This is a genomic window from Deltaproteobacteria bacterium, from assembly GCA_003194485.1.
Lineage (GTDB): Bacteria > Desulfobacterota > Dissulfuribacteria > Dissulfuribacterales > UBA3076 > UBA3076.
Map to the genome: position 1 here is coordinate 53,377 of PQXD01000012.1, position 13,376 is coordinate 66,752.

The following is a 13,376-nucleotide window of genomic DNA, read 5'->3' on the forward strand; positions in this document are numbered from 1 at the left end:
CTCATCGCAGACCGGAGAGGCAGTGCAATCCGGCCCGCGATCGAAACCCTGCAAAAGGCAAACCGCTTCTGCGGCAGGGTACGGATGGCAACTTCCACAGTGGACCACGGGTTCACCGAATATTTACTTCATAAAGACTTCAGAGAAGGCAAATGATCATGGCAGTAAAAATTTTAGATACCTTAGGTCTTAAGTGTCCTCAGCCAGTCCTTAAAATAGCAGTGAAGGCCCCGGATATGAATCCAGGTGATATTTTGGAGATATTAGGAGACTGCCCAACCTTCGAGAAAGATGTGCGTACGTGGTGTGAGCGGCTTGGGAAGATCTTCCTCTCCATAAGAGATGAAGAGGGAAACAAGAAGAGGATTCAGATACAATTTTAGTTTGTCATCAGTCACTTGAGTACTATGCCGGATACCTTAATATACGATATCCTGTGCCTGCAGGATTGAACAAGGAATGTTTAAGAGATGAAAAATGAATTGAAATGCTGGGAGTTCTTTGGATGCAGCGAGGAGGAATGCCCGGTTTACAAGCTTAAAAAGCCGAGGTGCTGGCTAGTCCCAGGAACCCGTTGCCGGAAAGAGTCCCAGGGAAATGTTCCGGAAAAGATAGGAATGTGTCTTGAATGTGAGGTCTTGAGGGCGAATATAGATGACGATTCAGTACAAGAGACGCTAAGGGTTGTAAATGAAGAATTCATGCAACTTAAGAGCATGGTTGATAAACGAGACAGGGAGTCGGAAAAAGTCAATATGGAGTTGGCCTTGGGCTTATCCGAGGTCTTTGAAGCGTTAAAAAAGATCTCTTCAGGAGATCCTGCAGTAAGGATACCCGATACCTCGGGACCGGAGCTGATTACTGAATTAAAACATATAGTCAACCTGACAGCCGAAGAACTTGGAGAAATCGTTAATCTCTCTCATGAGTTCGCCATAGGTCTCGCCGAACATTTCGACGTATTGCACAGGGTGTCAGAAGGTGACCTGACTGCCAGGGTATGCGGAATTTCGCAAGTAGAACTATTAGAGATGCTGAAAAAGCTAACAAACCAGATGATTGAAAGTGCACAAAGGGAAATCGCGGAGCGCAAGCAGGCGGAGAAGGCGCTTAAGGAAGCCCGCAACGGGCTGGAAATCAGGATTAAGGAGCGAACGGCAGAGCTAATAAGGACCAATGCGCTTTTGAAACAGGAGATAGTTGAACGACAACTGGCAGAGGAGGCGCTGATTCGAGCCAAGGAGGACTGGGAGAATACATTTGATGCCATAACCGATATGGTTATGCTTCTGGACAAGGAGCACCAGATTATCCGGGTAAATAGGGCCGCAGCAGAGGCCCTGAACACCGCTAAAGAGACTTTAGCGGGGAAAAAATGCTATGAGGTAATCCACAGGAAAAGCCATCCTATTAAGGAATGCCCGTTGATGCTCACTATGAAAACATTGAAACACATTACTGCAGAGATAACCGAACCCAATATAGGCGGGACATTTATATGCTCTACTTCTCCCCTGTTGGATCGTGAAGGAAAACTGACCGGTTACACTCATACCCTAAAAGATATTACCAAGTCAAAGCATCTTGAGGCCCAACTTCGACATACCCAGAAGATGGAGGCCGTCGGCACCCTGGCAGGTGGAATCGCCCATGACTTTAACAACCTGCTCATGGGTATCCAGGGGCATATATCTTTGATGTTGATGCATATTGACTCCAGCCACCCTCATTTTAAACATTTCAAGGGAATGGAAGATATGATTGAAAGAGGTGCAGATCTTACAAGGCAGCTCTTAGGCTTTGCCAGAGGTGGCAAATACGAGGTTAAACCGACTGATCTAAACGAGTTGATAGATAAAAGCTGCGAGATGTTTGGCCGTACGAAAAAGGAGATAATGATTCACAAGAAATACCAAAAAGGCATTTGGTCCGTGGAAGTGGATCAGGGACAGATGGAGCAGGTGTTGTTAAACCTCTATGTCAATGCCTGGCAGGCCATGCCGCAAGGAGGAAACCTCTATATTGAGACAATCAATCTTGTACTTGCCGAAGACTATGCCAGGCCTTTTGGTCTGGAGGCTGGCAATTATGTAAAGATATCTGTAGCCGATACGGGGGTCGGTATGGACAAGGCTACCCAGCAAAGGATATTTGAGCCGTTTTTTACCACCAAAGAGGTGGGTATTGGAACAGGGTTAGGTCTTGCCTCTGTTTATGGGATCATCAAGAATCATGATGGCATCATCAATGTTTATAGTGAAAAGGGCAAGGGGACCATCTTTAATATTTATCTGCCGGCTTCGGAGAAGGATGTAACACTGAAAGAAAAGAGGCTGGCTGACGATAACGAGCCTTTAAGGGGCACAGGGACCATCCTTCTTGTAGATGACGAGGACATGATTGTTGAAGTCGGTCAAGAGATGCTTACATCAATGGGTTACAAGGTGTTGCCGGCCAGATCTGGGAAAGAGGCCATAGAGATTTACAGGAGATACAATGACAAGATCGATATGGTAATCCTGGATATGATCATGCCGGATATAAATGGCGGCGATGTCTATGACACACTCAAAGAGATCAACCCGGAGATAAAGGTGCTTCTTTCAAGCGGTTACAGCTTAAACGGTAAGGCGAACAAAATACTTGAGCGCGGCTGCAACGGATTTATTCAGAAGCCCTTCAATACAGGTCAGCTATCCGAGGCCTTAAGAAAGATCCTTCATCCCGATCTCTGAATTCACAATTCCTGAACCGGCGACTCTAATTTTACCCTGTTCTGGATCATGGATATGGTCCGTTTCTTGTCCATGGACCAGCCGGGAGCCACCAGATCATTCCTGGGCGGATCTCCCGTGAGCCTCTGGATTACCGTTCCCTCCGGCAGGTTTGCCAGGGCCCAGGCCACCATTTCCACATAATCTTCCTGTTCAATGGGCCTATAGTTACCAGCCCTGTACAGCCTGTTAAGCCTGGTATTTTTCACGATGTAAAGCTGGTGAAACTTGACTCCATCTATCCGGAGGTCTGAGAGTAGCCTGATGGTATTTTCCATCTCGCTGCGCCCTTCCCCGGGCAACCCAAAGATGACATGGGCGCAGGTCATCAGGCCGTATTCCCTTGAAACCTCAACGGCCTTGATGAAATCAGACACCGTATGCCTCCTGTTGATCCTGGCAAGCGTGACATCAGAGGCGCTCTGGAGTCCGTATTCCATCCAGACCATGCGTCCCTCACCAAGGCGTGAAATCAGCTCCAGACGCTCTTTGTCTACGCAATCCGGGCGTGTGCCGATGGAGAGCCCCACGACCTCCGGTCCCACAAGGGCCTGTGTGTAGATGGCCTCAAGCCTGCCGACCGGAGCATATGTATTGGAGAAAGACTGAAAGTAGGCAATAAACTTACCGGCGCCATAGCGCCTGCCAGCCCAGTTGATGCCCGCCTTCATCTGCTCAGCTATATCCTTACCTGATCTGTAAGCGCCGGTCCCTGAGCCTCTGGCATCGCAGTATATGCAACCGCCCCTGCCCTTGGTCCCATCCCGGTTGGGGCAAGTAAAACCCGCATCCAGGGAAATCTTTTGTACCCGTTCTCCAAAAACCGAACGTAAATACTGATTAAGACTGAGATACTTCACCCCGGCACCTCATCAGAATCAAACCGAAGCCGGCCTATGATCTTTTTTGCATCGACTGGCACCGGATGCAAAAATCCGCGCAGGGAATTTTCGCCGATCAGCTTGCAAGTTGTCTTGCAAGCATTTCCGAATTTGCAACACAGTCATTGAGACTAATACCGCCAAGCCAATTACACCTGATATGGAGCCCGGGATAAGATCTCAGGGCGGAGTCGATTCCAAAAGCAAGGGCCTGGTGTCCTTTTTCGTACTGTGGAATGGCCTCCTTCCACCGGAAGATCTTCACAAACTCCGGGGCCCTCTTTAATCCTACAAGCTCTGAAAATTCTTTTATTACCAGGTCCAGAAGAGATGCATCGGGGAGTCCGGCCAGGTCCGGGGCCCTTGCACCGCCTACCAGGGTCCTTGTCAGCTGATAACCCTCAGGGGCCCTGCCGGGGAAGATGGAAGAATCCCAGAGTGCTCCAAGGATCGATCGCCTTTCATTGCCGGGGGCAAGGAATCCGAATCCATTCATGGGATTCTCAGTAGTTCCCTGTCTGATACCCATACACACAATACTCACAGGGGGATAATTTATCTGCACCGCAAGTTCGACAATATCCGGGGCAGTCTCCTTAAGGACTTCTGAAACCGCCTTAACAGGACATGCCAGCACCACGTGGCTGGCATCAAGTTCCTCCCCGTCTTTTAAAGAGATACGCCAGCCGGCGTTCCGCTTTGAAATCGAAGCCACGGAAGAATTCAGCCGTACCGCAGGACCCAATGCCCGGACAAGGGCATCTACGAGCTCGTTCATGCCTGTGGCAAAAGAAGTGAGAACGCCGCCCGGACCGGCACCCGGCCCTTTTTTACCCCTTTTTCTTGCCTCTCTCCGAAGCCGGATCATGGCCCTGATCAAGCTGCCGTAGTCACGCTCAAGTTCGTGGATCCTCGGAAAGCAGCTGCGAAGAGACAGTTTTTCCGGATCTCCGGCATATATCCCTGTGGCCATGGGATCTATGAGATATTCAAAGGCCTCCCTGCCGAGACGCCTTCTTGCAAAATCAGCCAGGGACTCATCCCTGGAGAGATCGCCTTTTGGCAAAAGGGCCTCGGCCAGAACCCTTAATCGCCCGGGCAGAGAGAGTATTTTCGAGCTTAAGAACTGCGCGGGTGATACAGGGAGCTGAATCAATTGCCCGTTCTTTATCACAAAACGGCGTCTTGCCGCATCATTGCTCCTCAGGGGCTCAAGTCCGAGCCTGGCGGCAAGGGCAAGGGTTGAAGGCTTGTTGTCAAGCACGCCGTTTACGCCCTTCTCGCACACAAAGCCGTCTTCTTCTATGGTCCATGCCTTGCCTCCGGCCCTGGCCTCCTTCTCAAGTACCAGGACCTCCCAGCCGGCCCTGAGTTCCTTGAGAAACCAGGCAAGGGACAGGCCTGATAACCCGCCTCCTGCTATTATTACCCTAGCCATCCTGCCTTCTTAAGACCTTGTTCCACCAGGTCGGAGAGCGCATTGATAAACAGAGGCCTGTCATTGAGGGAAGGTGTGCGAATAAGTCGCACTCCCTTTTCGGCCATCATCCCTGAGTAAAGGATGTCAATCTCATAGAGTGTCTCTACATGATCCGACACAAAACTTATAGGCAGAACCAAAAGGTTATGAAAACCCTTTTCTGCAAGCTCATTCAGCAAGGCGTCGGTCGCTGGCTCAAGCCACTCCACAGGACCGCTCCTGCTCTGATAGCACAGACGGCCCTTAAGCCCGGTCAGTTCCTCAAGGGCCGTGATGGTACGATGGAGATGCTTCACATAGGGATCACCTTCTTCTACCATGCTTTTGGGCAGGCTGTGGGCGCTGTATACCAGGGCGAATTCATCCCTGCCCCTTATCTTCTTCAGGCCTTCCTGTATGATATCCGCCAGGGCCGCTATATACCCTGGATGATCCGGGAAGCTGTCTATGACATGGGTCTCAAGACCAAGCTTCCCTGCGCACCTTGCGAACTCTCCTATGGAAGAACCGCTGGTGGCCCGGCTATAGTGCGGGTAAAGAGAAAGCCCAAGCACCTTGGCAATGTCTCTGTCTTTCATATTATGCAGAATGTCCGGGGTCCGCGGGTCCCAGTACCTCATCCCTGCAAGGCAAAGTACTTTTTCCTGCAGTTTTTCATTAAGCGATTGTTCGACGGCCTTGGCCTGTGCTCTGGTAATGGAGGCGAGCGGACTCATGCCCCCGATCTTTGCATACGCGGCCCGGCTCTTAGGAGCCCGCCGCATGGATATTGCCCAGGCAATAATGGGCTGCAAAAAGCGGGGCCCCAGTTGAATGATTTCCCGGTCTGAAAAGAGGTTATAAAGAAAAGGCCTCACTGCAGCCAGGGAATCCGGCCCCCCCATGTTAAGGAAAACTATCCCTATCATCAGGCTTAATTATTCACTCCCTCCCTCTGGCAGTCAGCAGCCTTTTGCAGGGATTTCAAAGCATAATCCGCTGCAAATACCCATTTTAGTGCAATCTGCCCGCGGTTGAAACCCCGCAAAAGGCTGCTGACTGCCAGGGAGTGTGAACGGCTACTATCAGGCGGACAACTCGTGGACCAGTTCTACCAGGAGCCTTGCCTTCCCGGGAGATATCTCAGGCAGGATACCGTGGCCCAGATTAAAGATATGGGCCTTGGCTCCGCGGCCCTGTCGCAATACGGAATCCACCCTGGCTCTCAGTTCATGCTCGGGGAGGAACAGGGCACATGGGTCCAGATTCCCCTGGACTATGACGTCTGTTCCAAGTCTTGATATGGCGGTTTCGATGTCCGTGCGCCAATCCAGCCCTATGACCCCGGCGCCTGAATCACGTATGATTTCAAGTATATGTCCTCCGTCATAGACAAAGTAGATAAAGGGTACTTCCAAGCCCTCAAGTCCTTTAAGAATACTGGTCACATACGGGAGGGCGCATCTGTTGTAATCCTCCTTGGTCAGGATCCCTGCCCATGTATCAAATACCTGTATGGCCTGGGCGCCCGCCTTGATCTGGGCCTTCAGGTAAGAAAAGACCACTTCGGTTATCAGATCCATGAGGCGTGAAAAGAGAGACGGGGATTCAAACAGCATCCTCTTTGTATTTACAAAGCTCCTGGAGGAACCTCCTTCTATCATATATGTGGCAAGTGTAAAAGGCGCCCCTGAAAAACCTATCAGCGGGACCTTGCCACCAAGTTCTTTCCTCAAGATCCGGATGGTTTCAAGTACGAATGATACGTCGGCATCCGGATCTATGGGATGAAGCCTTTCAAGGTCCTGCTCGGTCCTTACGGCAGGATCCAGGACAGGACCTCTTCCCTCGTGGAAATCAAGCCCTATTCCCATGCACTCAAGGGGAATCAGTATATCGGAAAAGAGTATGGCTGCATCAACCCCAAGTATATCCACCGGCTGGATGGTAACCTCTGCCGCAAGCTCCGGGGTCTTGCAGAGGGTGAGAAAGTCTGTTTTTTTTCTGACCTCCTGGTAGGCAGGAAGATATCTCCCTGCCTGCCTCATGAGCCAGACCGGCACCGGCCTGACGGCCTCGCCGTTACAGGCCCTTAAAAAGGCTTCGTTCATCCTGTACTCCTATTCAGGGGTTCAGAGGTTCACCGTTCAGGGCTGCCTGCTACATTCTGAATTTGCATTTCAAGCCGAAGTTCAGTAAACTCTCAATTTTTGAACCCTGAACCCTGAACCCTGAACCCTGAACCCTGAACCTGTGAACCATTTTTACGGTAAATCTGCAACGGCCTTTTTTCTCATCTTCCTCGGCACGTAGCTGCAGAAAGGCTCTTCAGCAAGATAGTCACCGTGGACTGCATAGGCCCTGGCCCTGCATCCCCCGCAAACCCTGATATATTCACATGCACCGCAGCGTCCTTTATAGGAAGAAAAATCTCTTAGTTCCTTGAAAAGAGGACTCTCTTCCCAAATCTCCCTGAAGGAGTGTTCATGAATATTCCCTGCCGGTAAAGGGAAGTAGCTGCAGGGAAGCACGTTCCCGTCTACGTCGATAAATGCGATCAACTGGCCTGCCAGGCAACCCTTGGAGCCGCCGGTGGAAAACTTGAGGCTCCTGTGCTTTACCCTTTCACCCCGTTCCTTGGCCTTTTGGAGACGAATACGGTAGTAATGCGGCGCGCAGGTGGGCCTGACAAGAATATCTTTCTCTTTCCTTTCCATCTCGTAATGCCAGTTGAGCAGGGTCTCATAGTCTTCGGCGGAGATAAGCTCTTCCATGATCTCCTTTCCACGCCCGGTCGGCACGATCATGAACATATACCACGCAGTAGCCCCTATCTGCTTGGCCAGCCTGTAAACCTTGGGGATTTCATCCTGGTTCCTGCGAGTAAAGGAAGAATTGATCAAAAAGCTTATGCCGTGCTCCCTGAAGAGCCTGGCGGCATTTATGGCGTATTCAAAGGCGCCCGGCTGCTGGCGGAAATTGTCATGGACCTCGGCCGTGGCCCCGTCAAGACTGAGAGAGACCATGCATATGCCGGAATCCTTTAACCTGGTGCAGACCTCCGGAGTCACAAAGGTGCCGTTGGTGGCAAGGCACATCCTCAGGGACTTATCTGCACCATACCGGGCGATGTCAAACACGTCTTTTCTCAACAGCGGCTCTCCGCCTGAGAGGACTACCACCGGCTTTGCATAGCATGCTATGTCATCCAGGACCCTGAAGGCCTCCGAGGTGGAAAAGTCAGGATGCCCTTTTGCCTCCAGTTCTGAAGAAGATCTGCAATGTACACAGTGAAGGTTGCAGCGCCTGGTTATCTCCCATGCCAGCCATTTGGGTATAAACTCCATGGCTGTAAGACTAACATTAAGAGTTCTTTATGACAATATTAACGGGAGCATTTAAGGTGCAGAAATGCACAATCAGAGCGAACAGCAAAGCCCTTTGTTCCTGAGATATTGAGCCCGCCCGCCTCGCCTGAGCTCGTGATGGCATGCGGGCATGGCAACTGGTCCGAGAACTGAATCGCAAGGGCAACGAAAGAAAAGTAACCCTGAACGGTTCACCCTGTTAAATAGGGTTCCCTTCGGGAAATTTAACAGGGTGAACCCTAAACCTTTGAACCTCTTATTAATTTTATATTAGCGTTCCCGCCAGGAAGTCTTTCCGCTTTTGGTTATTCCCGGATTCGCTTGCTCGATACCGATAATTGCCCCTGTACTGGTCTGCACAAAGGACTTGGAGCCGGCCTCCCTGCCGGTATGGATATTCGGGGTCTCAGAGTAACCCTTTCCGATATCAATTTTGGTAATTACTTTGTTATCCGGACCGATACCGGTCCCGTTGACGTCTGCCTTCAACACCCCTTCCCAGTAGCCGGTACCCGTTTTATAGTAAAGACTGTAGAGATAACTCCGTCCTTCGTAAGCGCATAAGTCGTTGTTGGGCACAAAGGTGGAAAAGGTGACGATATCTCCCAAAACGGCAGCCTGGCCAAGGTTTCGTTCACCGGTCTCGTCGAAGTTGAGATACCATCCGTCTTTGGCCTGTACTTCGGCTTCAAGATCAGAGAAAGTTACGTTGCCGTCACCGTCCTGGTCGCTTACAGCGGCTCCATGGAGAGGGTTTGAGGTATTTAACGAAAGGGTATTATAATCCTCTATTTCTATGCCGGTAACATTTCTCAGGTCGTTTTTATTAACCGTCCCGTAGGTCAACGTGCCGTTTGCGTCCACCGGCTCCTTGATGCCGTAAAACGAGTTCTGGTAATCCATGTAAGGTGATTGACGATCCAGTGAGCTCCAGAACCTACCTGTACCAAAATAGACCCAGATCCTACCTTCATCATCTTTGGCCACTGAAAGGGCCGTATTGATATGCTGATGATCGCTGCCATGGTTGGGATTGAAAAATACTTTTTTTATCCAGTTATTTGGATCTTCGTCATCGTTGGTCTTTATCCTAAAGACCCGGCCCCTCGGTCAGCCCCCGCACCCGTCCGAGGCGACGTAAATCGCCTCGCCTGTCCAGAGGATATCACTGCCGTCAACCGTGGTGGCCAGGTCGAAATCCACGGCTATCGGGGCAGCCATAAAGGAATGGCCACCCATGGAAAATTCCCTGGCCAGGGTCCCGTCAGCGGCATTCAGGATATACAGTTTGGCCGTGCGGCTGCTGCCGCCATACGCAGTGTCACGGGTAGCCTCATAATTATCCGGGCCGGAACCGAAGACGATAAACCACTTGCTCCCTACGCGGATGGGAGTCGGATAGGACGTGGTGAAGCCCAGGTTATCGTCGCTGAAAGACCAGAGCAACCTCGGGGCGACTTCAGGATTGGTGATATCCAATGCAAAAAAGCAGGACCGGAAAATGAGATCGTCCGTGCCGTCAGGGGCAGGATCACCGTTGCCGTCGGTGGTGGTATCCACGCCGATCTGCTTGCCGCCGAGCCGCATCCCGCCGATCAGGACAGTCCCCCAGCCTTCTGGATGGTCGGCATCTGCGGAGAATATTCTTGCATCAAATATCCGGGGCTTCAGGTCGACATAGTAGACATGGGTGTTAAAACCTGATAACTCCTTGAGCCATTTGAGATGGGGAAGTAAGGCGTTTGGGACATAGGCCCACAACTCGGCACCCAGCTCGAATTCAGTCTCGCCGTTAAGCTGCTTTTCAAATTTGTGGGTGCCGGCATCGTAAAAACCGCCGTTAAACGCGTGGAGCATGCCGTCATTCGCCCCTGTATATACAACAATCCTGCGATTAAGGTATTTTTTCCTGAAAGCCCTGTAGGAATCATCCCTATAGAGTAAATCATAGTCTTCCGATGGTTGGGAGACGACAGTGGGAGTAGAGTAAATAATGTCCCCCAGGCGGAAGATCTCATCAGTGCCATTTATATCAAGAGTACGGTTAGGATACGGCCTGCCGGTGCCCGTTTCGCTCAGGCCTTCTTCTCCACGGACGAAGCGGATGATGTTCTGGGCCTCGGTGATCATTTGAGCCTCTGTCAGGCCGACCTCAGGGGTTGCAGGGTTACCGTCATGGTCGTAGGTCAGATACGGGTTAAGAAAATAGTAGTTGTTATGTGCAGAATCATCGACAAAATCAGGTGTAAAATCCATGACTTGAGTGCTGTCAACATTGGCCATGGAGACATTGGCACTGGTGTCGATATAGTCGGTGAATATATAGCGCTTATTAGCAGTTGACGCATAGGTTCTCTGGGTTGTGACATCCATTCCAGAGTCGGAGAGCCAGGAGTGAGCATCCCATACAAAGTTGATGTCTGTAATTTCACACTCATCCACAAATGTCTTTGTTTTAAGCATAGGATCATAATCATATCTTATGGCTTTGCCGGTATCGCCGTCAAATTCGATGATGTAATCATTGTCAACATCGAGAATCGCGTCCCGGACGGTGTCTTCATGCATATTGCCGTAATCATCAACAAACAGCGCGTGCGTATTGCCGACCCAATTGACAGTATTCCCCAAGGAGTCCCTTTTTTCCGGAAAGAATACAGACTGGTAGATGGCCCCTTCACCTGATCGCGAGTTTGAGATGACCGAGGCCGCACTGCCTGATGAGACCCTGTTTAGCATGTCGGCAAAGGACTTATTGAGTTGTTCTTCAAGCTTCAGAGGGTTGACTACATAAAAATAGGTGTCCGGCACGCCGTCGCCGTCTTTATCCCATTCACTTTCAAGGTCCGGCTTATCATTATCGTTTCTGTCCTCAAAGCCCCCCCATTTAGCGGCATACCAGAGAGGATTCTTTAATAATGTGGCGGCAGGATTGTCTCCCACAGTAAAGGTCCTTGTAGTTGTGAGGGGCAAGGCAACGCCGTCATTCCATGTCTCCCCAGGCCCCTGTCCGGGAGGCGTATCCAGGAAATAGTCGGGGTCAATAGCAGGGTTATTACCACATGGACCATTTTCGGTGTCAGCGTCCCTGACTTCTAAATAGGTGCCGTCCGCCGTGGTGCCGGAGATAATGTAGCCTAAATGCTGGGCGATACTCCCGGCCGCATAGGTAGAGGTCAGTGTTATATCAACAGATGTTCCATTCACCTGGTATTCATACTCAACAATGGCATCCATATCGTGGTCAGCGCCCTGCTCTACGTCTTCAAAATTTATCCTGAACTTTCCATACGTGGGCGTAATCGTTTCAACGAAGAAATCTACAATGGTATTTGTTGGTTGAAACTGACCTTGCGCTGCAGAGATGCTATAGCCACCTACAGATTTACCAAAAGGGACCAGCGTCACTGTGTCATCTCCCACCGGGATATTGATCCTCGGAAGGGGTGAGGCCAATCCCACCGCATAGGTATTTATGTTTTGGCTACTGTTTGCATCGCTTATATCTTCAGTCCGACCAAAATAGGCAATACCGGCAGAATAATAGCTCCCCTGCTTGGTCGGTTCTTCCTCACAAAGCCCGCGGATATCGCCAAAGCCTGTCACATCCTTGGGAGAACACGAACCATCGTAATTGCTCCCTTCCTGTCCGATGTAGTGCGAGCCACTGGCCCCCTCGTCCGCGGATATGGTATTAGCGAGGCTTTCCACATTCAAGCCGCTTACATCACCCGTGAAAGAGCCAAAATAACTCCCCGGCAACTGGTCTGAATCATAGGTGGGATTTATATCGCTCAGTACCAGCATGAAGGGCTTGGCACAGTATTCAAAACCATCCAGCACGCCGTTTCCGTTCAGATCTTCACCAGGGTCAAGCACGCCGTTTCCGTTCAGATCTTCACCATCCGTGTACGGGTCAACCCAGTCAGGGCTTGGCAGGCCCAAATCATTATCATCATTTGACCCCGTGCCATAGAGCGTGTCCCGTAAATCATATCAGCCGAAGATTTCGATTCGGCCAAATTTTGGCCTTATGCCCCTCTGGACTTTCTGGAAATGCTGATTATTGAGATTCATTGTCATAAGAGCCTTATTCCACCCCCTGTTTTCCTCTATTTTATGCTCATATTGCCGTTTTTCTGTCGCCATATCTGTATAGCTTCAAAATATTGTGCGCACTGCACCATAAGGTGAATTCGTTCTTAACCTTCTCAAGTCCACGTAAGAGAAAGCCGGGGAAACCCTGACAATGTTTCATCTGCCCAAATACAGGTTCAATTATTCGCTTGCGAAATCCATAAATATATCGACTGACTGGGTTTTGGAGGTTCCTGTCCATGGCCTTGTATCTGTCGGAACGGTGCCTGATATTTTTGGAGCCGGATTCGGCCTTTCTCATCTCTTGCTCTTTCCGGGTTGAAACAAGAGCGTTTATTTCATCCTTGGATTCCAGGTATTCAAGATTATCGTCACTGCAATACCCTGCGTCAGCAAGGACTGTCTTTGCGTAAACATCTATTTCTGAAAGATTCTGCTGTGCCTGCTCCAGCATAGGTTTAAGCTGATGAATGTCATTGGCCTCATTCACCACGTCACAGGCAATAACTATCTGGTCTTCTGTAGCTACGGCCTGAGCATTATAACCTTGAATATAACCTTTGGACGTCTTCTGAATACGACTCTCAGAATCGGTCATATTGACCTTGGTTTCAGGCTTCACTGTGTCGTCAGGCTTTTGAGATTTTCTGCCGTGTTTCTTATGAGACTCCTTGCTCTTTTTGGCTTCAGCCTTTTTTCTGGCTTCCAGGTATTTTTTAGCCTCTTTGATCTTTGCAAGCCTTTTTTCTGCAGTACTCAAATCCTCAGGAAGTTCATCACCACGTTTGCTGCCATA

Annotated in this window: 10 protein-coding genes; 2 read left to right on the forward strand and 8 right to left on the reverse strand. The window is 50.2% G+C overall.

Translation table 11 applies throughout. From position 1 onward, the window contains the following. Nucleotides 1–155: 155 nt before the first annotated feature. Both C4B57_08050 and C4B57_08055 read left to right on the forward strand, forming a co-directional pair. The gene (locus C4B57_08050) at nucleotides 156–383 is read left to right on the forward strand and encodes a SirA-like protein (protein ID PXF54256.1); all 228 of its coding nucleotides are present in this window, start codon (nucleotides 156–158) and stop codon (nucleotides 381–383) included. An 87-nt stretch (nucleotides 384–470) separates the two neighbouring features. Next, a complete protein-coding gene (locus tag C4B57_08055) occupies nucleotides 471–2,735 on the forward strand; it encodes a hybrid sensor histidine kinase/response regulator (protein PXF54234.1) in 2,265 nt (754 codons plus the stop codon). Between the two features lie 2 nt (nucleotides 2,736–2,737). Here C4B57_08055 and C4B57_08060 read toward each other — a convergent pair whose 3' ends face one another. From C4B57_08060 to C4B57_08095, 8 genes are all read right to left on the reverse strand, one after another. Continuing rightward, complete coding sequence (locus tag C4B57_08060; protein PXF54235.1) at nucleotides 2,738–3,634, reverse strand: TIGR01212 family radical SAM protein; 897 nt, start codon at nucleotides 3,632–3,634, stop codon at nucleotides 2,738–2,740. Between the two features lie 97 nt (nucleotides 3,635–3,731). Next, on the reverse strand, nucleotides 3,732–5,093 hold the full coding sequence (hemG, locus tag C4B57_08065; protein PXF54236.1) for a protoporphyrinogen oxidase: 1,362 nt from the start codon (nucleotides 5,091–5,093) through the stop codon (nucleotides 3,732–3,734). Continuing rightward, the gene (gene hemH / locus C4B57_08070) at nucleotides 5,081–6,043 is read right to left on the reverse strand and encodes a ferrochelatase (protein ID PXF54237.1); all 963 of its coding nucleotides are present in this window, start codon (nucleotides 6,041–6,043) and stop codon (nucleotides 5,081–5,083) included. The genes hemG and hemH overlap by 13 nt, the downstream gene beginning before the upstream one ends. A 156-nt stretch (nucleotides 6,044–6,199) precedes the next feature. Further along, entirely contained in the window at nucleotides 6,200–7,225 is a 1,026-nt protein-coding gene (locus C4B57_08075; GenBank protein PXF54238.1) for a uroporphyrinogen decarboxylase, read from the reverse strand. A gap of 153 nt (nucleotides 7,226–7,378) precedes the next feature. Next, nucleotides 7,379–8,461 (reverse strand): radical SAM/SPASM domain-containing protein, encoded by a 1,083-nt coding sequence (locus C4B57_08080; protein PXF54239.1) that lies wholly within the window; start codon nucleotides 8,459–8,461, stop codon nucleotides 7,379–7,381. A gap of 291 nt (nucleotides 8,462–8,752) precedes the next feature. Further along, nucleotides 8,753–9,385: a hypothetical protein gene (locus tag C4B57_08085; GenBank protein PXF54240.1), complete on the reverse strand. Its 633-nt coding sequence runs from the start codon at nucleotides 9,383–9,385 to the stop codon at nucleotides 8,753–8,755. Nucleotides 9,386–9,592: 207 nt separating this feature from the next. Continuing rightward, nucleotides 9,593–12,427: a hypothetical protein gene (locus tag C4B57_08090; GenBank protein PXF54241.1), complete on the reverse strand. Its 2,835-nt coding sequence runs from the start codon at nucleotides 12,425–12,427 to the stop codon at nucleotides 9,593–9,595. A 178-nt stretch (nucleotides 12,428–12,605) separates the two neighbouring features. Further along, nucleotides 12,606–13,376 (reverse strand): DDE transposase (locus C4B57_08095; GenBank protein ID PXF54242.1); only part of this gene is annotated, 771 nt, incomplete at its 5' end.

Bases quoted from the DNA above. Each gene is read 5' to 3' on its own strand.
- C4B57_08075 (PXF54238.1), bottom strand. From the start codon at position 7,225: ATGAACGAAGCCTTTTTAAGGGCCTGTAACGGCGAGGCCGTCAGGCCG.
- C4B57_08085 (PXF54240.1), bottom strand. From the start codon at position 9,385: ATGGATTACCAGAACTCGTTTTACGGCATCAAGGAGCCGGTGGACGCA.
- C4B57_08080 (PXF54239.1), bottom strand. From the start codon at position 8,461: ATGGAGTTTATACCCAAATGGCTGGCATGGGAGATAACCAGGCGCTGC.
- C4B57_08055 (PXF54234.1), top strand. From the start codon at position 471: ATGAAAAATGAATTGAAATGCTGGGAGTTCTTTGGATGCAGCGAGGAG.
- hemH (PXF54237.1), bottom strand. From the start codon at position 6,043: ATGATAGGGATAGTTTTCCTTAACATGGGGGGGCCGGATTCCCTGGCT.
- hemG (PXF54236.1), bottom strand. From the start codon at position 5,093: ATGGCTAGGGTAATAATAGCAGGAGGCGGGTTATCAGGCCTGTCCCTT.